This is a genomic window from Diaphorobacter sp. (assembly GCF_050251835.1).
GTDB lineage: Bacteria > Pseudomonadota > Gammaproteobacteria > Burkholderiales > Burkholderiaceae_C > JBFXIE01.
Genome location: NZ_JBFWLZ010000004.1, coordinates 1 through 20,753 on the forward strand (window position 1 = coordinate 1; position 20,753 = coordinate 20,753).

The 20,753-nt window shown below is 65.4% G+C and carries 18 protein-coding genes; 12 read left to right on the forward strand and 6 right to left on the reverse strand.

Translation table 11 applies throughout. From position 1 onward, the window contains the following. Positions 1-274 precede the first annotated feature (274 nt). Positions 275-1,567: an MgtC/SapB family protein gene (locus tag AB7E35_RS02365; RefSeq protein ID WP_428167002.1), complete on the reverse strand. Its 1,293-nt coding sequence runs from the start codon at positions 1,565-1,567 to the stop codon at positions 275-277. A gap of 126 nt (positions 1,568-1,693) precedes the next feature. On the opposite strand from AB7E35_RS02365, the gene AB7E35_RS02370 reads away from it, so the two are divergent. Both AB7E35_RS02370 and AB7E35_RS02375 read left to right on the forward strand, forming a co-directional pair. Continuing rightward, a complete protein-coding gene (locus tag AB7E35_RS02370) occupies positions 1,694-3,406 on the forward strand; it encodes a tannase/feruloyl esterase family alpha/beta hydrolase (protein ID WP_428167003.1) in 1,713 nt (570 codons plus the stop codon). A gap of 153 nt (positions 3,407-3,559) precedes the next feature. Further along, positions 3,560-4,501, forward strand: a complete 942-nt coding sequence (locus AB7E35_RS02375) for an ATP-binding cassette domain-containing protein (protein ID WP_428164071.1) — start codon at positions 3,560-3,562, stop codon at positions 4,499-4,501. 28 nt (positions 4,502-4,529) lie between these two features. Here AB7E35_RS02375 and AB7E35_RS02380 read toward each other — a convergent pair whose 3' ends face one another. Next, positions 4,530-5,144, reverse strand: a complete 615-nt coding sequence (locus AB7E35_RS02380; protein WP_428167004.1) for a histidine phosphatase family protein — start codon at positions 5,142-5,144, stop codon at positions 4,530-4,532. Positions 5,145-5,255: 111 nt separating this feature from the next. On the opposite strand from AB7E35_RS02380, the gene AB7E35_RS02385 reads away from it, so the two are divergent. The 3 genes from AB7E35_RS02385 to AB7E35_RS02395 are packed head-to-tail and all read left to right on the forward strand — an operon-like array spanning position 5,256 to position 7,942. Beyond that, on the forward strand, positions 5,256-6,095 hold the full coding sequence (locus AB7E35_RS02385; protein WP_428167005.1) for an ABC transporter permease: 840 nt from the start codon (positions 5,256-5,258) through the stop codon (positions 6,093-6,095). A 15-nt stretch (positions 6,096-6,110) separates the two neighbouring features. Beyond that, complete coding sequence (locus AB7E35_RS02390) at positions 6,111-6,602, forward strand: pyridoxamine 5'-phosphate oxidase family protein (RefSeq protein ID WP_428164068.1); 492 nt, start codon at positions 6,111-6,113, stop codon at positions 6,600-6,602. Continuing rightward, positions 6,599-7,942: a GAF domain-containing protein gene (locus AB7E35_RS02395; RefSeq protein ID WP_428164067.1), complete on the forward strand. Its 1,344-nt coding sequence runs from the start codon at positions 6,599-6,601 to the stop codon at positions 7,940-7,942. Before AB7E35_RS02390 ends, AB7E35_RS02395 begins: the two co-directional genes overlap by 4 nt. 81 nt (positions 7,943-8,023) lie before the next feature. Here the strand turns inward: AB7E35_RS02395 and AB7E35_RS02400 are convergent, their stop codons facing one another. Next, positions 8,024-8,743: a hypothetical protein gene (locus AB7E35_RS02400; protein WP_428167006.1), complete on the reverse strand. Its 720-nt coding sequence runs from the start codon at positions 8,741-8,743 to the stop codon at positions 8,024-8,026. Between the two features lie 344 nt (positions 8,744-9,087). Here AB7E35_RS02400 and AB7E35_RS02405 point away from each other — a divergent pair, with 344 nt between their 5' ends. The 6 genes from AB7E35_RS02405 (at position 9,088) to AB7E35_RS02430 (ending at position 14,503) form a co-directional block, all read left to right on the forward strand. Then, the gene (locus AB7E35_RS02405) at positions 9,088-9,936 is read left to right on the forward strand and encodes a 3-hydroxybutyryl-CoA dehydrogenase (protein ID WP_428164065.1); all 849 of its coding nucleotides are present in this window, start codon (positions 9,088-9,090) and stop codon (positions 9,934-9,936) included. A gap of 178 nt (positions 9,937-10,114) precedes the next feature. Then, a complete protein-coding gene (locus tag AB7E35_RS02410; RefSeq protein ID WP_428164064.1) occupies positions 10,115-10,873 on the forward strand; it encodes a metallophosphoesterase family protein in 759 nt (252 codons plus the stop codon). Positions 10,874-10,876: 3 nt separating this feature from the next. Next, positions 10,877-12,316, forward strand: a complete 1,440-nt coding sequence (locus tag AB7E35_RS02415; protein ID WP_428167007.1) for a protein kinase domain-containing protein — start codon at positions 10,877-10,879, stop codon at positions 12,314-12,316. A 43-nt stretch (positions 12,317-12,359) separates the two neighbouring features. Next, positions 12,360-13,400, forward strand: coding sequence for a serine/threonine protein kinase (locus tag AB7E35_RS02420; RefSeq protein WP_428167008.1), 1,041 nt, complete (start codon positions 12,360-12,362; stop codon positions 13,398-13,400). A gap of 360 nt (positions 13,401-13,760) precedes the next feature. Further along, the gene (locus AB7E35_RS02425; RefSeq protein WP_428167009.1) at positions 13,761-14,030 is read left to right on the forward strand and encodes a hypothetical protein; all 270 of its coding nucleotides are present in this window, start codon (positions 13,761-13,763) and stop codon (positions 14,028-14,030) included. 155 nt (positions 14,031-14,185) lie between these two features. Then, positions 14,186-14,503, forward strand: coding sequence for an RNA recognition motif domain-containing protein (locus AB7E35_RS02430; RefSeq protein ID WP_428167010.1), 318 nt, complete (start codon positions 14,186-14,188; stop codon positions 14,501-14,503). A 66-nt stretch (positions 14,504-14,569) separates the two neighbouring features. On the opposite strand, the gene AB7E35_RS02435 is transcribed toward AB7E35_RS02430, so the two are convergent. Further along, positions 14,570-15,562 (reverse strand): Bug family tripartite tricarboxylate transporter substrate binding protein, encoded by a 993-nt coding sequence (locus AB7E35_RS02435; protein ID WP_428164059.1) that lies wholly within the window; start codon positions 15,560-15,562, stop codon positions 14,570-14,572. Between the two features lie 398 nt (positions 15,563-15,960). Between AB7E35_RS02435 and AB7E35_RS02440 the strand changes: the two genes are divergently transcribed. After that, positions 15,961-17,616: a hypothetical protein gene (locus AB7E35_RS02440; RefSeq protein ID WP_428167011.1), complete on the forward strand. Its 1,656-nt coding sequence runs from the start codon at positions 15,961-15,963 to the stop codon at positions 17,614-17,616. Between the two features lie 234 nt (positions 17,617-17,850). Here AB7E35_RS02440 and htpG read toward each other — a convergent pair whose 3' ends face one another. Then, positions 17,851-19,815: a molecular chaperone HtpG gene (gene htpG / locus AB7E35_RS02445; protein WP_428164057.1), complete on the reverse strand. Its 1,965-nt coding sequence runs from the start codon at positions 19,813-19,815 to the stop codon at positions 17,851-17,853. A 128-nt stretch (positions 19,816-19,943) separates the two neighbouring features. Then, on the reverse strand, positions 19,944-20,672 hold the full coding sequence (locus AB7E35_RS02450; protein ID WP_428167042.1) for a pseudouridine synthase: 729 nt from the start codon (positions 20,670-20,672) through the stop codon (positions 19,944-19,946). Between the last annotated feature and the right edge of the window lie 81 nt (positions 20,673-20,753).

Below are 20,753 nucleotides of genomic sequence, written 5' to 3' on the forward strand. Positions count from 1 at the left end.
GCCTGTATGCACAAGGTGCTCACGATCATCAACGCCGTTCTCAAATCCGGCGTGCCTTGGCAAGTGAGTTATCCACATGCTGGAGCTATCTCAAAATGACTTGACTTTGAACACAGTTGCTCTCCCAGAGGGAGAGGGAGTAACACCGGCGCAACCGTTCGCCCTCGCCCCTTTGGGGAGAGGGAGGGGTGAGGGGCTTGCGCAGCAACCACATAGTCAAGCAAAAACCCCAACCGTCATCCCCGCGCAGGCGGGAACCCACGCCCACACCTTCTCAGGGCAACAGCAGCAGCACCGCCACAAAAGCCGCCGTGTGCAGCACCACACCGGCGCCCGCCGCCAGGGCGTAGCGCCAGCCACCGCTTGCCAGGGCCGTCACGCACTTGCTGACGGCGTGCACGCTCAATGACGCGGCCAGCACGCCCACCAGGCTGGCGCCCGCCTCGCCCTGGGGCAGCCCTTGCGCCAAGATGGCGGCCGTGGCCGCATGCACGTCGGCCAGGGCCGCCAGCAGTGCGCCAGCCAGCAGGCCCGCCTCACCCCACCAGCTGCGCAGCAGCTGTACCAGCACCTGCACTGCCGTCAGCAGCGCGGCGATCACCAGCGCATCGCGCAGCTTGAACAGGGCCGCGCCCTCCGGCGGCGCCGGTGCGGCATCGGGGCCGGGCGGGGTCGTGGAAGCGGGCGGGCTGTGCCACAGCAGCAGCCAGCCCCAGGCCAGCGCCACCACGCCACCGGCCATCGCCGGCGCCCACAGCCGCGCCAGCCACAGTGGCTGCACGGTGACTGCCACCACCGCAATCTGCGCCATGGTGGCCACGCACGACAGCACCGCCGCACCTGCCTGCGCACGCACCGGCTCGTTGCCCCGGCGTACCGCCAGCCCCAGGCTGGCGATGGTGGCGGTGCTGGAGATGAAACCCGACGCCAGCGCCGACAAAGCGCTGGCGCGGCGCGCATCCATCAGCCGGCGCGCCAGGTGCGCCAGCGACTGGATCACCAGCAGCACCACCACCAGGCGCACCAGCACCTGGGGGTTGAGCACCTCGCCCCACAGCGGCCGGTTGGGCGCCAGCGGCAGCACCAGCAGCGCCAGCGCCGCCAGAATCAGGCCGCCGTGCACCTCGCCCGGGCGCAGCCAGTCGCGCGCAAAGCCGTGCAGCGTCTCGCGCGCGGCCAGCAAGCTGGTGACGGCCACGGCCAGCGCTGCCGCCACGGGCAGGCTGTGCGTGCACAGCACGCCGATCAGGTAGGCCAGCAGCAGCGCGATCTCGGTGGTCACGCCGGGGTCGCCCGAGCGGTCGCGCGTATAGGCCACCAGAACCAGCAGCGCAATGAAGGCGGCGCCCACGGCCACAAGCCACTCGCTGCCCAGCAACGCCGCCGCGGCCCCGGCCAGCGCTGCCAGCGTGAACGAGCGCACCCCCGCCGGCGCGCGCTGGCTGCCCTGGCCCTTGCGGCGCTCGCGCTCTATGCCCATCAGCAGGCCGCTGCCCAGCGCGCCAGCCAGCACGGCCAGCGTTTCTTGAAAACTCAGGTTCATGTGCATGGTTTCGATTGTGCGCATTGAGAGAGCACCGGTATGGGCAATTACGTAACGAAAAACCCCCGTTGTCATGGCGGCCCGGCCACTTCCACAATGACCGCGGGCTGATGGCAGCCCGCCCCGTGCAACAACAATGGAGACAAGCACATGACCACATCCACGGCCCATCGTCGGCCCCGGCTCCACCCGGCAGGCCTGCTGCTCACTGCCGGCGCCGCGCTGGTGCTGAGCGCCTGCGGTGGCGACTCGGACAATTTTGTCTTTGAAGACGCCGCCAAAGAACTGGCCTCACAGAAAGTCGCCGCCAGCCAGATTGGCCTGCCCACCACGGGTGCCAGCGTCACGTCGGTGGAGACACCCACCGCCGCCAGCGGCCCGCAGCCGCCCACGTCTGTGCGGGCCAATATCTCGATTGCGCCCGTGGATCCTGCGGCACCCGCTATCAAAATGGGACTGCTCTTGCCCAAGCAATGGAACGGCAAGGTGGTCATGCTGGGCGGCGGCGGCTACAACGGCACGCAGCCCAGCCTGTACAGCTACCCCGCGGCGCCGGCCAGCCAGGGCGCCTACCCGCTGCTGGACCAGGGCTACGCCGTGTTTGCCAGCGACTCGGGCCACCAGGCGGGCGCCGCCGGCAGCCGCGACGGCAGCTTTGGCACCAACGACGAGGCGGTCGCCAACTTCTCGGGCGCGGCGCTCAAGAAGGTGAGCGACGTGGCGGACGTGATCGTCACGCGGTTCTACGGCCAAAAGCCCAGCAAGCGTTACTTCATCGGCGGCTCCACCGGCGGGCGCGAAGCCCTGGCCGTGGCGCAGAAATGGCCGGCCGACTGGGACGGCGTGGTCGCCTGGTACCCGGCCTGGAACGCCGCCACCCTGGACTTGCAGTTCGGCCGCCTGAGCCGCGCCTTCGCCCAGCCGGGCGCCTACCCCAGCCTGGCCCAGCGCAAGCTGCTGCGCCAGGCTGCCCTCGCCCAATGCGATGCGCTGGATGGCGCCACAGACGGTGTGGTCAGCAACGTGGCCGCCTGCAACGCGCAGTTCGACCCGGCCACCGCCCAGCTCAACGGCAAGGCCCTGCGCTGCGCCAGCGGCACCAACGAGGGCGACAGCTGCCTGTCCGACGCGATGATCGCGGCGCTGAAGGTGTACAACACGCCCATCACCTTCAGCAGCCCGCTGGGCAGCGGCGAGACGCAGTACCCCGGCTTCAACGTCTGGGGCTCCGACCTGGGCCAGGAAGGCAGCAGCCCGCTGCAGCCCACGGTCAACCTGCTGGCCATGAACACCACCGCGCCGGCCAGCCCCGCGCCGCTCACCGCGCCCTACTGGGCCGTGTTCTGGGACCAGTGGGTGCGCTACTTCGTGACGCGCGACGCCAGCTTCAACTCGCTGTCTCTTGACCCGCAAAACCCTGGCCCCTGGACAGATCGCATCAACCAGCTGACCCGGCTGCAAGACATCAACAGCACCGACCTGTCCGCCTTCAACCAGCGCGGCGGCAAGCTCTTGATGGCGCACGGCACGGCCGACGTGCTGGTCAGCACCCGCGCCACGGCCCAGTACTGGCAGCGCCTGCAGCAAACCATGGGCGCGGCCACGGTCAGGGGCTTTGCCCGCTACTACGAAGTGCCCGGCTACGGCCATGCGGCCAGCTCGGTCTTCAACGCCAACTGGGATTCGCTCAAGGCGCTGGACCAGTGGGTGAGCAGCGGCGCCGCGCCCGCCAGCCAGGTGGTGACCGACACCGCCGGCGTGCCCGGCCGCACCCGCCCGATGTGCGAATACCCCAGCTGGCCGCGCTACAGCGGTGCGGGCGACGTGAACAAGGCCGAGAGCTTCACCTGCGTCACCCAGTAAGCCCCAGCAGGCCCTGACGGGGATGCCCGCCAGCCCTCAGGCTTGCTACCAGAACAATAGCTGCCAGCGCTTGCCAAATAAGCGCTGGCAGCTATTTTTTTATATAGCCCCGCAAACCATGCCCTGCCCGGCGGTTTCCCCCACAATCGCCGCATGAACCTGCTTTTTGAAGCCCGGAACCTGTGCAAGCGCTACGGCAGCACCACCGTGGTGGACGGCGTGTCGTTCGCCATGGCTCCCGGCGAATGCCTGGGCGTGATCGGCCCCAACGGCGCGGGCAAGACCACCACCATCCGCATGTGCCTGGGCCAGACCGCGCCCGACGCGGGCAGCGTGCACTTTCACCCCGGCGGCGGCGCGGCACCGCTGCACATGCCCAGCGACGCGCTGGCCATCAAGGCCCGGCTGGGCGTGGTGACCCAGTTCGACACGCTCGACCCCGACTTCACCTGCGCCGAGAACCTGCGCGTGTTCGGCCGCTACTTCGGCCTGAAGGGCGCGGTGATGGACGCCCGCGTGCCCCGCCTGCTGGAGTTTGCCGCGCTGGCGCACAAGGCCGGGGCCAAACCCGGCGAGCTGTCGGGCGGCATGAAGCGGCGCCTGTCGCTGGCGCGCGCGCTGGTCAACGAGCCGCGCCTGCTCTTGCTGGACGAGCCCACCACCGGACTGGACCCGCAGGCGCGCCACCTGATGTGGGAACGCCTGCAACTGCTGCTGCAGCAAGGCACGGCCATCTTGCTGACCACGCACTTCATGGACGAGGCCGAGCGCCTGTGCTCGCGCCTGCTGGTGCTGGACCACGGCAAAAAAATCGCGGAGGGCCGCCCGCGCGACCTGATCGCCCAGCACCTGGAAAGCGACGTCGTCGAGGTGTATGGCGCAGGCGCCGTGGCCCTGGCGCACGACGCGGCCCTGCGCCCACTGGCCGCGCGCGTGGAAATCAGCGGCGAGACGGTGTTCTTCTACACCCAGAACGCCCGGCCCCTGCTGCAGGCTCTGGAGCCACACGGCCACCTGCGCACGCTGCACCGGCCGGCGAATCTGGAGGATTTGTTCCTCAAACTCACGGGCCGGCAGATTCGCGAGGGGGGTTGAGAGGCTGCGGCCCTGCGTCTGCGCCCGGTTAGGGCGCAGACGCAGGCGGCGCCAGCCGCGCCAGCACCTGCGGCGCCCCCGCCGCATCGGCGCGCAAGACCAGCCCTTCGCCCGAAGCGGCGTCCACCCCGGTCAACGGAGACAGCACGAACATGTGCGTCACCCACACTTCAAAACTGCCGGCCCGGCGCGATGCTGCGGCCAGGGCCTGGCGCAACTCGCGCAGGTGGGCTTCATTGGTGGACTCCACGGAGCCGACCGGCGAGCCCAGCGCCTGCCACACCTGTGCGCTGCCAAAGGCCAGCCGGGCGGTGTCGATGCAGCGGCACCAGGGGCTGGAGCGCGCCTGCGACGGCACCAGCGACTGGCTTTGGAACCATTGGCCGATGCGCTGCGCTTGCGCCCGCCCTGCGTCGCTCAGGTTGCGCTGGGTGCGGCAGTCGCCCAGCACAAAACCGGGCGGGTCATAGGTGCCGGGCGCGTGCGCATGCCGAAAGGCCACCACCACACCGCCGGCGCGGATCAGATCAGCCGCCGGCGGCTGCACAGCCCGGGCCGCAACTTCGACCCACAGGCCAGCGCCCAAACCAGCGCCTAACCCAGCGCCCCATGCGGCGCCCAGCAAAGAACGTCGTTGCAACATGCACACCTCGCATGGCCGGACGGCCCGGCCTGCAGCACATGGTACGGGCGCAGCGCAAGGCCGCACCGGCGCAACACCCATGCCCCGCCAGTGCGCCGCACAATAGCGCCCATGCACACCGCCCAGCCGCCCCACGCGCCCGCCGCAGCGCCGCGCCCCCCGTCCGCCTGGCGCCCGCCGCAACTGTCCACCCGCTGGTGGCCGGTGTTTTTGCGCAACCTGCTGGTGTGGCGCAAGCTGGCCGTGCCCAGCCTGATCGGCAACATTGCCGAGCCGCTGATGTGGCTGCTGGCCTTTGGCTACGGCCTGGGCGCACTGGTGGGGCAGGTACAGGTAGGCGGGCAGGCAGTGCCCTACATCCTGTTTCTGGCCAGCGGCAGCATTTGCATGAGCGCCATGAACGCGGCCAGCTTTGAGGCGCTGTATTCGGCGTTTTCGCGCATGCATGTGCAAAAAACCTGGGACGGCATCATGAACGCGCCCATCAGCCTGGACGACGTGGTGCTGGCCGAGATGCTGTGGGCCGCGTTCAAGGCGCTGTTCGCCGTGACAGCCATCATGGGCGTGATGCTGGCGCTGGGTATCAGCCACAGCCCCAAACTGCTGGTGGCCTGGCCAGTGCTGCTGTGTGTGGGCATCATGTTCTCCAGCATTGCGCTGATCTTCAATGCGCTGGCCAGGGGCTACGACTTTTTCACCTATTACTTCACGCTGGTGCTCACGCCCATGATGTTTTTGTCGGGGGTGTTTTTTCCGCGCGACCAGCTGCCGCCCGTCGTGCATGCGGTGTCTGACTGGCTGCCGCTGACCAATGCGGTCGAACTGGTGCGCCCGCTGTTCATGAACCAGTGGCCCGCGCATCCCCTGCGCCACGCCCTGGTGATCGCGGTGACCACCGTGGCCGCCTACTGGGTGGCGCTGGCGCTCACCCGCAGGCGCTTTCGCGCCTGAGCCGCCCGCACCGCCATGCCCGCGTTGCTGCGCGCCGAGCACATCGCCCTGCTGGAGCGGGGCGTCTCCACCATCGTGGCCTCGCGCGACGCGCAGCTGCGCCCCAGCGTGATGCGCGCCGTGGGAGCGTGCATCAGCGCCGACGGCCAGCGCATCACCGTCTTTCTGCGCCGCAGCCAGTCGCAGCAGCTGCTGGCCGATATCGCCGCCACGGGCCATATCGCCGTGGTCTTCAGCGATCCGCCCTCGCACCGCACGGTGCAGGTCAAGGCCACGGCGGCCGTGCAGCGGACGCTGCTGCCCGCCGACGAGCCCGCGCTGCAGCGCTATCTGGCCGCCATGCAGCAGGCTGTGGCGCAAGTGGGCTATGGGCCGCAGTACACCGCAGCCATGCTGAACGCGCCACGCGGCGACCTGGTGGCCGTGGAGTTTTCGCCCGAAGCCGCGTTCGACCAGACCCCCGGCCCGCATGCCGGCCAACCGCTGCGCCAGCAGCACCAGCCATGAATGCCGAGCCCTCGCTGCGATCCATACGCGCCTGCCTGGAGGGCGCCATTCCCGCGATCATGGCCACCTGCGCCCCGGACGGCACGCCCAACGTGGCCTACATCTCGCAGGTGGTCTATGTGGACGAGCAGCACGTCGCGCTGTCGTTCCAGTTCTTCAACAAGACGCGCGCCAACATCCTGGCCAACCCCCACGCCAACGTGCTGGTGCTGGACCCGGTGACGGCGCGCTGCCATCGCCTGCATCTGCGCTACCTGCGCACGGAAACCGAGGGCGCCCTGTTCGAGCGCATGCGCGCGCAGCTGGCGGGCATTGCGTCGCACAGCGGCATGGAGGGCGTTTTCGAGCTCAGGGGCTCCGACCTGTACGCCGTCGAGCGCATCGAGCCCGTGCCCGGCGAGGGGCTGGCACCCAGCCCGGCCCAGCTGCCGCGCGCCGACCTGCTCGGCGCCGTGCGCCTGTGCAGCCAGCGGCTGGCGCGCTGCACCGCGCTGGGCGAACTGCTGCAGGCCCTGCTGAAGGGGCTGCATGAGCACCTGGACGTGCGCCATGCCCTGGTGCTCATGCTGGATGCGCAGGCCGGCCAGCTCTACACCGTGGCCAGCCACGGGTACGCGCGCTCGGGCGTGGGCTCGGAAATCAAGCTGGGCCAGGGAGTGATCGGCGTGGCCGCGCGCGAAGCCACGCCCGTGCGCATCAGCCACATGACGCATGCCGCGCTGTACAGCCATGCCATCCGCAGCAGCCTGGGCCCAGAGGCTGCGGCCCACGACATCCCCTACCCTGGCCTGGCCGCACCGCACAGCCAGCTGGCCGTGCCCCTGATCAGCTGCGGGCGCACGCTGGGCGTGCTGTTTGTGGAGAGCCCGCTGGACCTGCAGTTCCGCTACCCCGAGGAAGACGCGCTGGTGGCGCTGGCGGGCCAGCTTGCGGCCGCCATCGACCTGCTGCAATCGGCCGAGGACTTCACCGAACCCCTGGCGGGCACGGCGACTGCCCAGGCCCCGCAAGGCCTGCCCGTGCGGGTGCGGCATTTCGCGGTGAATGACAGCATCTTCGTCAACGACACCTATCTCATCAAAGGCGTGGCCGGCGCCATCCTCTGGAAGCTGCTGCGCGACCATGCGCGCACGGGACGCCAGGATTTCAGCAACCGCGAGTTGCGCCTGGACCCCTGCCTGCGCCTGCCCGGCGTGGCCGACAACCTGGAAGCGCGCCTTTTGCTGCTGCAACGCCGCCTGCACGAGAGCGGCACCGGAATCCACCTGGAAAAAACCGGCCGCGGGCGCCTGCGGCTCTGCCTGGATGCGCCTGCGCAACTGGAGGAAATGGCCGGCTGAGGCGGCGTGCGGTCAGCCCTGCGCGCCACTACCCGCGCTCACCGGCTCACGCCTGCGGCACACTGCGCAGCAGCCCTTGGCTCACAGCGGCAGTTGCAACCCACGCGCCAGCTTGTCCCATTCAGTAGGCGACAAATGGGGGCGCACGACACCTAGCGCCATTTCGAAGGCCTGAGGGGGCGCGTTGCGGTGCATGTCGCGCAGCATCAGCAAGCGCTCGTACGCTGTCATGGAGGGCAACATCCAGCGCAAGATGACAAGCATTTCCTCCTGGGCAATGGATGCCACCAGGGCGCCTTCGATGGCGGCCAGCTCGGTATCGCTGTAGTGGTCCCAGAGCACCGCGTTGTGGGCCGTTTCCTCCAAGTGCATGTGCTCGAAGTTGTGCGCCACGAACAGCGCCAGTTGCTGGTAAAGCGCATGCGCCACGCGCCCGCGCTGCTCGTGCGGGCATTGCAGGAGCTGCTGCGCCGCGGTGGCCAGTGCGGCAATCGCCTGCTCATGCCCTTCATGCTCCTGCGCCACGACAGCCGCGCTACCCGGCGCATGGCGCTCTATCGCGGGATGCACGAAGGTGTTCTCATGGTGCAGGTGCGAGCGGCACAAGTCCAGCAACTGCAGCAGGCGGGCGGTGGCCTGGTGCAGCTCGAGGTCGTCCTCGGCGTCCAAGCGCCCCAGGCCCACGAGCGTGTCGGTCATGAAGGCGCGTAAGGCCTTGTGGATACAGGCGTAGATGTCCATGCGCGGGACAGCGGTCTCGGCCTGTGCCAACGCGGAGATTTCCTGGGGGTTGATTTGCATCGTCGGATCCGTTTCCTATGCGGCGCGGACTGTGCGCCACGCCTTGCCGTGCAGGCACACCATGTGCTGTATCGGTGCCATGCAGTCTAGGAACGGCGCCTCGCGGGCGCTGCTAAAAAACGCTTACTCAAACCCTCAAAGTTTCTTAAGGGGCTGCCGACGCCTGCGCGACGAGAGGCACTGGCACCTCTCGAGTGGCCTGGCGGGCCAAGCGCGTCGCGCATTCGGCCATGCCTGGCGGTCTGCCATGGTGGGGCACGCAATCGACACAAAAAACCCCTTGCTTGCCGGTACGATCGCGCCTGCACCCGGTTTCTTCCACAACTCATGCAAAGGACTCCTTTATGACGATTTCGACCGTTGGCATCATCGGCGCGGGCACCATGGGCAATGGCATTGCGCAGGCCTGCGCCGTGTCCGGCATCTCCGTGGTTCTGGTGGACATCTCCGACGCTGCTGTGCAAAAGGGTCTGGCCACGGTTTCAGGCAGCCTGGATCGCCTGATCAAGAAAGAAAAGATCACCCAGGCCGACAAGGACGCAGCGCTGTCGCGCATCAAGACCTCCACCAGCTACGACGACCTGAAGGCCGCGCAGATCGTGATCGAGGCCGCCACCGAGAACTACGAGCTCAAGCTCAAGATCCTCAAGCAGGTGGACGCCCTGGTGGCGCCCGAGGTCATCATTGCCTCCAACACCTCGTCCATCTCCATCACCAAGCTGGGCGCAGCCACCAGCCGTGCCGACAAGTTCATCGGCATGCACTTTTTCAACCCCGTGCCCATGATGGCGCTGGTCGAGCTGATCCGCGGCCTGCAGACCTCCGACGCCACGCACGACGCGGTGAAGGCCCTGGCCGAGCGCCTGGGCAAGTCGCCCATCACGGTCAAGAACTCCGCCGGCTTCGTGGTCAACCGCATTCTGGTGCCCATGATCAACGAAGCCTTCTTCGTGCTGGCCGAAGGCCTGGCAACCCCCGAAGACATCGACGCCGGCATGAAGCTGGGCTGCAACCACCCCATCGGCCCCCTGGCGCTGGCCGACATGATCGGCCTGGACGTGTGCCTGGCCGTGATGGAAGTCTTCCTGGAAGACTTTGGCGACAGCAAGTACCGCCCCTGCCCGCTGCTCAAGGAAATGGTGGCCGCCGGCCGCCTGGGCCGCAAGACCGGCCGCGGCGTCTATCAATACTGATTGCCTCCCTGGCGCCCCAGCCTCTGCCTGAGGCGCCCTGCCGGGCATCCGCACGAAACCCGGATTTTTCAAAGGGGGAAATCTGGGTTTTCCCTAATCACGCGGCGGCCCGGCTGCAAGCTGCCAATCAGCTTGCGGGTTCATCATGCGGTGCAGAACCTAGCAAACTGCCTGCCCCATGAAGATTGCCCTGTTGTCCGACATCCACGCCAACCTACCCGCTTTCGATGCCTGCCTGGCGCACTCCCGGGCGCATGGCGCGCAGCAATTTGCCCTGCTGGGCGACCTGGTGGGCTATGGCGCCCAGCCGGGGGCCGTGCTGGACGCGGTCATGCAGCTGGTGGCCGAGGGCGCGCTGTGCGTGCGCGGCAATCATGACGCGGCAGCACTCTCACCCGCCAGTGCCTCCCAGACCATGACCGACGTAAGCGCGCAGTGGACCCACCCGCGCCTGGACGAGCGCCATCTGGACTTTCTGGCCGGCCTGCCGCTCACCGAACGCCTGGGCCCCGATGCGCTGCTGGTGCATGCCAGCGCCGACAGCCCCGAGCGCTGGCATTACGTCAGCGACAGCAACGCGGCCGAGCGCTCCATGGCCGCCGCCACGCGCATCGACCCGGCCATCCGCTATGTGTTCAGCGGCCATGTGCACGAGCAGGCGCTGTACTTTCTCACCCCCACGGCCAAGCTGATGCGCTTTTCACCGCAGCCGGGCGTGCCAGTACCCGTGCCGCCGCACCGCCAATGGCTGGCCATCGTGGGCTCGTGCGGCCAGCCGCGCGACGGCGACACGCGCGCCATGTACGCCATGTTTGACGCGGGCGCCGCCACCCTCACCTTTTACCGCGTGGCCTACGACCACATGGCCGCTGCGGCGGCGGTGCGCGCCGGCGGCATGCCCGCCTTTTTTGCCGACCGCCTGGAAAAAGGCCGCTAGGCCATGAAGCTGCTGGAGCCCGGCACCGAGATCGACGGCTTCGTGGTGCACGAGTGCATCCACGCGGGCGGCATGGCCCACATCTACCGCGTGGGCTACGCCAACGCCGCGCGCGACCCCGGCTTTGCCATGGCCATGAAGATCCCGCGCATGACGGCGGGCGACGGTGCGGAGAACATCGTCAGCTTTGAAGTCGAGTTAACCATCCTGCCCACGCTTTCGGGCCCGCACGCGCCGCGCTTCGTGGCCGCGGGCGACCTGATGCGCCTGCCCTACCTGGTCATGGAATACGTGCCCGGCGACACGCTGCAGCACTGGCTGGACCAGCACCCGCCCGGCGACACCGACGCGCGCAGCCCCGAGGCAATTGCACGCATCGGCGCGGCCATGGCCCGGGCGGCGCACAGCATCCACCAGCAAAACGTCTGCCATCTGGATCTGAAGCCCGCCAACGTGCTGCTGCGCGAAGGTGGCGGCGTGGTGCTGCTGGACTTTGGCCTGTCGTGCCACGCGCACTACCCCGACCTGCTGGCCGAGGAGATGCGCAAGGCCGTGGGCTCGCCCACCTGGATCGCGCCCGAGCAGGTGGTGGGCGTGCGCGGCGATCTGCGCAGCGACATTTTCGCCATCGGCGTGATGCTCTACGAAATGGCCACGGGCGAGCTGCCCTTCGGCGCGCCCGCCACCAAGGGCGGCCTGCGCCAGCGCCTGTGGATGACGCCCGCGCCGCCGCGCCAGCACCGCCCTGGCCTGCCAGAATGGCTGCAAGAAGTAATCCTGCGCTGCCTGGAGCCCGAGGCCGCGCAGCGCTACCCCAGCGCCGCGCACCTGACGTTCGACCTGGCCAACCCAGACCAGGTGCCCATCACCGAACGCGGGCAACGCCTGCGCGGGCCGGGCCTGCGGGCGCATTTCAAGCGCTGGATCAAGGCCGCAGGCATGCACTACCAGCCCAGCCCGCTGCCCGCGCGCCAGATTGCCGCGGTGCCCATCGTCATGGTGGCCGTGCCGCACGACGACGTGCAGGATGCCACGCTGTACTCGCTGCGCGAGGCGGTGGCGCGCTCGCTGGGCATACGCCCCGGCGCGCGGCTGGCCTGCGTGACGGTGATCTCGCCCTCGGCCAGCAGCACGTCCGACAGCACCCGCAGCGAGACCATGCTGCACCGCACGCATCTGGCGCGCCTCAAGCAATGGGCCGCGGGGCTCGATCTGTCGCGCCACAGCGCCAGCTACCACGTGCTGGAGGCCAGCGACGTGGCCCAGGCCCTGGTGCGCTATGCCGAGGGCAACCGCGTCAGCATGATGATCCTGGGCGCTGCCACGCATGGGCTGCAGCTGCAGCGCTTCATCGACACCGTGCCCATCCGCGTGGCGCGCGACGCGCCCTGCACCGTCATATTGGTCAAGCAGCAACTGCCCTTCGACGCGCTGGGGCAATGACCCGGGCCACTGCGGCCGCCGCGGCAAGCCCGACAATCGCGCCATGACCGCACCCCGCCCCGACGACGCCCCACACCCCTACGCCACCCTCACGCCCGACCAGGTGCTGGACGCGCTGGCCAGCGTGGGCCTGCATGGCGACGGGCGGCTGATGGCGCTGTCGTCCTACGAAAACCGCGTCTATCAGGTGTGGCTGGAGGGCGGCGAGCGCGTGGTCGCCAAGTTCTACCGCCCCGGGCGCTGGAGCGAGGCGCAAATTCTGGAAGAACACGCCTTCGCCGCCGACCTGATGGCCGCTGAGATCCCCGCCGTGGGGCCGCTGACGCTCCAGGGGCGCACGCTGCACCCGCACGCCGACTTTCTGTTCTCGGTCAGCCCCTGGCGCGGCGGGCGCCAGCCCGAGCTGGATGACTTCGAGGTGCTGGAATGGATTGGCCGCTTTCTGGCCCGCATCCACACCGTGGGCGCGGCGCAGCCGTTCACGCACCGCCCACCACTCGACTTGCGCAGCTTTGGCTCTGAGCCGCACGACTGGCTGCTGGCGCACGACTTGATCCCGCTGGATGTGCAGTCCGCGTGGCGCAATGCCTGCGAACAAGCGCTGTCGCTGATAGGCGGCCACACCCACCTGGCGCACGGCCCCGATCGCCTGCATCTGAAAGACGCCACCCTGCTGCGCCTGCACGGCGACTGCCACCCCGGCAACATTCTGTGGACGCCACTGGACGATTCGGGCCGCGGCGGCCCGCATTTTGTCGATCTGGACGACGCCCGCATGGGCCCCGCGGTGCAGGATCTGTGGATGCTGCTGTCGGGCGACCGCCGCCAGCGCACGCAGCAGCTGGCCGCCCTGCTGGACGGCTACGAACAGTTCCGCAGCTTTGACCGGCGCGAGCTGGCTCTCATCGAGCCCCTGCGCACCCTGCGCCTGATCCACTACAGCGCCTGGCTGGCACGGCGCTGGTCCGACCCGATCTTTCCGATCAACTTTCCGTGGTTCGGAACGAGCGACTACTGGCGCGGCCAGGTGGACATGCTGCACGAGCAGATCGAGGCGATGCAGGAGGCGCCGCTGGCGGCTTGAAGGCGCCCGTGGCGTCCCGCCCCACCCTGAAAAGGTGGCCCCAACGCCGATGAAAATCCGCACCAATGGGACTTGGGAATTTTCACGCTTATCCAAATATTCGGAAAAATATTCCATTTTCCTTGCACGACCATTCAATCGCCAATACAATTCGCATCCTCTGCAGCGATTTAGCTTTCCTGTGCTGCAGCCAGGTTCGATTCGGGCAGCGGTACCCCCAACACCGCACACCTCTACCACCACCTCTTTGCATAGAGCGTCGCTGGCAGTCTGACTTTCTCCCCGGCAAGCTTCACTCGACGGCCACGTGTCCCCTGCGCGGTCGTCGCTGCTCATGAACCAATGCGATTGGCAAAGGACATGAGCCCAGGCCAGACAGGCCTGAATATCACGGTTTTAATGTCATCTCCATTTTCTTTTACCTCCGGTAAATTCCTGCTCACGCCGTTGACGCGCTCCACGTCCACGGGCCATCACACGGCATCCCTCTCGATTCGCAGAGGCAAGGGCACTCAGACCCATGACCGTATCTACACCTTCAAGCCCGAATTCAAAACCCGGGACAGCGCCCTGATGTACGCACAGGCGCAAGGGCGGCACTGGCTCCTCGATCCGGCTTCATTGGCATAAACCGCCATCCAGAAAATATCTCAGGGCTCCAATGCCCAAAAACCTGCAGTGCAATCCAGCACAATTGCCGCTGAATACACATGCCGGGTTTTCTGAGTATTTCGTTTTTACCTGCGCCCAAATTTTTTGCAGGGCGCTTCTTTGAAAGGCTCAAAATGAGCAACAAACTCTACGTCGGCAACCTGTCTTATTCGGTTCGTGACGACGATCTGCAACAACAGTTTTCTTCCTATGGCCATGTGCAGTCTGCCAAGGTGATGATGGAGCGCGACACCGGCCGCTCCAAAGGTTTCGGCTTTGTCGAAATGTCCAACGGCCAGGAAGCCGAGGCTGCCATCCAGGGCCTGCACGGCAGGAACATGGGCGGCCGTGATCTCACGGTGAACATTGCCCGCCCCATGGAAGCGCGCCCGCCACGCAGCGGCGGCTTTAACAGCGGTGGCTACGCAAGCGACCGCCGCAGCAGCTACTGACCCGCTGCTGCATGACGAAAAGCCAGCTTCAACGCTGGCTTTTTTTGTTTATGGCCCCGCGCCAGTTCAGTCCATCTTGACGCCTGAGATCTTCACCAGTTTCTGGATCACCGGGTCCACGGCGTCGAAGTCTTTACGAAACTGGGCTGCCCCGCCTGGCACGCTCTCCAGGCCAAAGACCTGAAAGCGCGCCTTCATGGCGGTGGAGTGGATGATCTCCACCGCTTCTTTCTCCAGCCGCTGCACGATGGGCTTGGGCGTGCCTGCGGGCGCCAGCAGGGTGAACCAGGCAACGGTGTTGAATTCGGGGTCAGGAAAGCCCTGCTCGGCCATGGTGGGCACGTCCGGCATGTCGGCCAGGCGCCTGGGGCCAAAGACGGCAATCGGCCGGACGCGCTGATCCTTGATCACACCCTGAGCCGCCGCCACGGTGCCCAGCCCCCACGACACCACGCCGCCCGCCAGATCCTGAATGTGCGGCGCCTCGCTCTTGTAGGCGACATGGGTCATGTCCAGCTTGCGCGAGTCGTTCAGGTACGCACTCATCAAATGGCCGGCCGAACCCTGGCCATAAGAGCCGTAATTGACCTTGCCCCTGTTTTGCTGCGCCCAGGCCATGAACTCTTTCATGTTCTTCACCGGCACATTGGCGTTGACCATCATCACCAGGCTGGTGGCCGCCAGCTGGGTGATGAACTCGAAGTCCTTGCGGATGTCGTAGGGCACCTTGGCGAACATGTGGTGTGTGTAGAACACGGGCGTCGAATAAGCCACCAGCAGGGTGTAGCCGTCCGGCGCGGCACGTGCCACGGCATGGGTACCCAGCATGCCGGACGCCCCGGTCTTGTTGTCCACCACCACGGCTTGGCCCAGGCGCTTGCCCAGTTGATCGGCCAGCACACGCGCCACCACGTCCGTGCCGCCGCCCGCACCGGCGGGAACCACCAGGGTAATGGGCCGGGAGGGGTAGTCCTTGGCTGCGCTGCTGGTCTGCGCCTGCGCCTGCCCTGTCATACCCAAGGCCAGAGCCACAGTGGCCAGTACGGTATTGATCCTCATGCTTCGTCTCCCGGTGGTTGTCATGAACAGATCAATGGTGCGGGCGCGACACCGCTACCGCCATTGGGGGATACCTGTGCCACACATGACAGACATGCCGCCAATGGATGGCGACAGGCGGGCGACACCAAGCCGCGCGACTGGCTGGCGCGGGCAGGTAAACATGTCGCACCAGGAAGTCAAGGCCATGCGGAAGGCGCCGCTGGTGGCGCAAGAACGCGGTGTGCAGGAGCAGTCGCTAGAGTGATGTGAAGGCTGACGCCCAACGCCCTGGGTCAAGCCACCTGGCAGAAGGCGGCTTGAGCCAAAAGTTGCATACTAGCGCCGGAAACCGGGAAATACAGGATAAATGCCGACCCTGTCAGCGCTGTTTTTGGCGATGTCAGACAAGCGACCATATGATCGTCCGTGATACGACCGCTCTTAAAGTATTGGGGTGTGGTATGAAATTAACTGGGCGCCAGTACCTCAGTGCATTGATGGTTTTGATTGTGCTGGCCTTCGTTCCGGTTTTGTCAGTTGATCAACCGTTTTTGGCAGATTATCCAAATCATCTGGCTCGGGTTCATGTGTGGCTTTCACACATTTCAAACGACCCGGTGCCGAATGTCGAACCCGTTTGGGCGCTACAGCCCAACATGGCTTTTGAACTGGTGACTGGGTTCCTGACCCTCTTCATGCCACTGAAGCATGCCGGCCATGGATTTATTTTATTGACGATAGTCTCGCTGGCGGTCGGGCCCGCCATTTTGGGGCGAGCGCTCTGGAAGACTTTTAGTTTCTGGAGCCTCCTGCCTTTCCTGTTTATTTATAACAGGCTTTTTTTTTGGGGATTTTTGGGCTACCTTTTTTCATTGGGGGTTGCATTCGCACTCAGCTCCCTTTGGGTCGCATCGGCAAGAGCGGAAAGAAAAGCCTTGTGGTTTGTGATTGCAACACTAAGCGCATTGCTTGTGCTGGGCCTGCATCTGTATGCTTTTGCGATATTTGGTTTGATCAATCTATTCCTGACCCTTCGATCGGCAGACCATCTAAGTGTTTTCAGCAAGGGCTGGTTTTACGAGGTTTTTTATAAACTGGCACCTTTGGTGGTGGCGCTTTCAGTCTTTGCATTGGGGGCACCGGTTTTTGAATCAGAACGAAACATCAAGTGGGGACCATTTTCTGCCAAGTTGAATGCCTTCGGCGGATTGCTGATAGGGCCCAACATACAGGCGGATCTGATCCTGGGTGGGCTAGTGGCAATTGTGCCTGCTGTTATCTTGGCAGTTAATGGCAAGCGACTCAAGCCAGTTATGGACAAATGGCTGCTTGGCGGCTTGGTTTTCTTGATATTAATACACTTTTCAATGCCGGCTCAGCTATTGTCCAGCTATGGAGCTGATCAGCGGCTGCCGATTGCGATCGCCCTTTTGTCCATTGCTTCGCTGCCCCCTCTAGATTTTCGAAGGCAGAATCTAGTCGATTTTCTTGCAATTTGCCTGCTGGCAATTTTTGTTTTTCGACTGATTTACACCAGGTCTGACTGGATTGCCCATCAAAAAATCCACACGGAGTTGACCCAGGCGTATCAGCAGTTACCCCGGAAAGCGAGTGTCCTGTCCTTGATCGGAACCACCAGCACACACGGACTTCCGCGGACTCCGCTGACAGAGCATTTGGGCTTCGCGGTGATTGAAAAGAGCGTTTTCTGGCCTGGATTGTTCGCCTATCCGATACACGGCGCGCAGACCATCAGATTTTTGAATCCTTGCACAATACCCTCAGGTATTGCAGACTTGCAAAAAATACCTCTTTCGATGCTCAATGATGTCGTTGCGGGTGCAAAAAAGCACCAGAACCATGACCTGATCAGGACATCCTCACACTACCAATATGTAGTCGTTATTCGTGAGGATGGCCTCGCCTCCACTTTGCCAGAAAATTCCGTATTTGGGACACTTCATAACAAAGGAGATTATTTCGCGATTTATGAAACCCCTTTCGGCCCGAAGAATCACCGCGGCCAATCGGCGGACTCAAAAATGGAATGCGATGCTCTGGAGCTTCAATGAACCAAAGTGGAGTGCTGCGGGCGGGGTACCAAAACTTCCGTATCGCCTGTTTTTTTGAGCAAATCCACCCTGTATGAAGACATGAGGCCAGGCGGATTCCGGGCTTGCAGATCACGAGACCGGCGCCCCCAGCACGTCCTGATGCCGCCGAGGGCGCAATCCGCCGTCTTAAGCTATATTTTTAATAGCTACCAGCGCTTGATTTAATTGAGCCAGGGCCATTTCTGGCTCAAATCACGCCAGCAACGCGTTCACGCGCCTGACGTAGGCGGCCGGGTCTTCAGGCAAGCCACCCTCGGCCAGCAGTGCCTGGTCGAACAGGATGTGGGCCAGGTCGTGAAAGTGCACGCTGCCGTCCAGCTTTTTGACCAGCGCATGCTCGGGATTGACCTCCAGCACCGGCTTGGTGTCGGGAGCGCTTTGCCCCGCCTGCTTGAGCATGCGCGCCAGTTGGGTGCTCATGCCGCCGTCCTGCACCACCAGGCAGGCAGGCGAATCCACCAGACGGGTGGTCACGCGCACGTCCTCGGCCTTGTCCTTCAGGGCCTCCTTCAGCTTGGCCAGCACGGGCTTGAAGGCCTCGGCGGCCTCTTCAGCCGCCTTCTTCTCGGCCTCGTCCTGCAGCTTGCCCAGATCCACCGCGCCCTTGGCCACGGACTGCAGCGGCGTGCCGTCGAAGTCGTGCAGGTAGTTCAGCGCCCACTCGTCCACGCGGTCGGTCATGAGCAGCACTTCGATGCCCTTTTTCTTGAAGACCTCGAGCTGCGGGCTGTTCTTGGCCGCCGCCAGGGTGTCGGCGGTGATGTAGTAAATCGCCTCCTGGCCCTCCTTCATGCGCGCCTTGTAGTCCTGGAAGGACACGCTGGCGCTGTCGGTGGTGGTGCTGGCAAAACGCAGCAGCTTGGCCAGGCGCTCGCGGTTGGCAAAGTCCTCGCCCAGGCCTTCTTTCAGCACGGCGCCGAACTCGGCGTAGAACTGGGTGTACTTGCCTTCCTTGGCCTTGTCTTCGGCGCTGACCACGTCCTGCACGCCATCGGCGCCTTCCGCGGCTGCCTCGTGCTTGTCATGCTTGGCCAGGTCTTCGAGCATGGACAGCACGCGTTTGACCGAGCCGTCGCGGATCAGGCGCACGTCGCGGCTTTCCTGCAGCAGCTCGCGGCTGACGTTCAGCGGCAGGTCGGCGGAGTCGATCACGCCCTTGACGAATCGCAGGTAGCTGGGCATGAGCGACTCGGCATCGTCCATGATGAACACGCGCTTGACGTACAGCTTCACGCCGGCTTTCTTGTCGCGGTTCCACAGATCGAACGGCGCCTTGGCAGGGATGTAGAGCAGCTGCGTGTACTCGGTGTTGCCCTCGACGCGGTTGTGGCTCCAGCTCAGGGGGTTCTCGAAGTCGTGGCTGATGGACTTATAGAAGTCCTGGTACTGCTCGTCGGTGATGTCCTTCTTGGGGCGGGTCCACAGGGCGCTGGCCTTGTTGACGGTTTCCCACTCGCCGGTCTTGACCATCTGGCCGGGCTCGCCTTCCTTCTCGCCGTCTTTCCACTCCTCTTTTTCCATGAGGATGGGCAGGCTGATGTGGTCGGAGTATTTGCCGATGATCTGCTTGATCTTCCAGGCGTTCAGATACTCCTGGGCGTCATCGCGCAGGTGCAGGATCACGCTGGTGCCGCGCGCGGCGCGCTCGATGGTCTCCACCTCGAAGTCGCCCGCGCCGCTGCTGGTCCAGCGCACGCCTTCGCTGGCAGGCAGGCCGGCGCGGCGGCTTTCCACGGTGATCTTGTCGGCCACGATGAAGCCCGAGTAAAAGCCAACGCCAAACTGGCCGATCAGCTGCCCCTGCTCGCTGGCAGTGGCCTTCTGGTCGCCCGTCAGGCGGCTCATGAAGTCCTTGGTGCCGCTCTTGGCGATGGTGCCCAGGTGGTCGATGGCCTCTTGCGCGCTCATGCCGATACCGTTGTCGGTGATGGTGAGCGTTTTGGCGTCCTTGTCGAAAGACACACGCACCTCCAGGCTGGGCGCAGCCTCGTACAGCGCGGCGTCGTTCAAGGCCTCAAAGCGCAGCTTGTCGCAGGCGTCGCTGGCGTTGGAGACCAGCTCGCGCAAGAAAATCTCTTTGTTGGAATACAGCGAATGCGTGACCAGGTGCAGCAGTTGCGCCACTTCGGCCTGGAAGGAATGGGTGTGCTTGCTCATGGAATGGTTAGCGTCGGATAGAGGTTCTGAAAAAGCGGTGTTTGCCGGCGCAGCCGGAACGCCCCCGCATTTGGGGCCAAAAGAATGACGTTCAAGGGCCTGCGTTCAAGAGGCCGGCGCGTGGCATTTCAGAAGGTCTCGCCCGGCGCCAGGTAGCGCCACTGCCCCGGCGGCAGCTTGCCCAGCAGCACCTGGCCGATGCGGATGCGCTTGAGGCCCACCACCTTCAGGCCAACCTGCTCGCACATGCGGCGGATCTGGCGCTTCTTGCCCTCGCGCAGCACAAAGCGCAGCTGCTCGGGGTTTTGCCATTCCACCAGCGCGGGCTTGAGCGGCTGGCCATCGAGCGACAGCCCGTGGTTCAGCAGCGCCAGCTTGTCGGCCGGGAAGGCCGAGCGCACGTCCAGCGTGCGTTCGCCATACTGCACGCGCACCAGGTATTCCTTGTCCACCGTCGAGTCCTCGCCGATGAGCTGGCGCGCCACGCGGCCGTCCTGCGTCAGCACCAGCAGACCCACGGAGTCGATGTCCAGCCGCCCGCAGGGCGCCAGGCCCCTGAGCTGCGCGGGCGCAAAGCGCGTGCGGCTGGGGTCGTCTTTCCAGTGCATGCGCGGGTTGATGAGCGCCACGGCCGGGGTGTGGCCGTCCTCGGCCTGGCCGCTGACGTAGCCCATGGGCTTGTGCAGCAAGATGGTGACCTGCTGGCGCTGCTGGCCCTGGGCGGCGCGGTCCACGTCGATGCGATCGTGCGGCCCCACCTGCAATCCCATGGCGGCCACCTGGCCGTTGACGCGCACCCAGCCTTGGGCAATCCATTCGTCGGCCTCGCGGCGCGAGCAAAGGCCCAGCTCGGCCATGCGCTTGTTCAGGCGCGACAAGCCGGGCGCCCGCGGGCTGGCCGCCGGTTGCGCTGTGCGGGCGGGCGCTGAAGGCGCAGG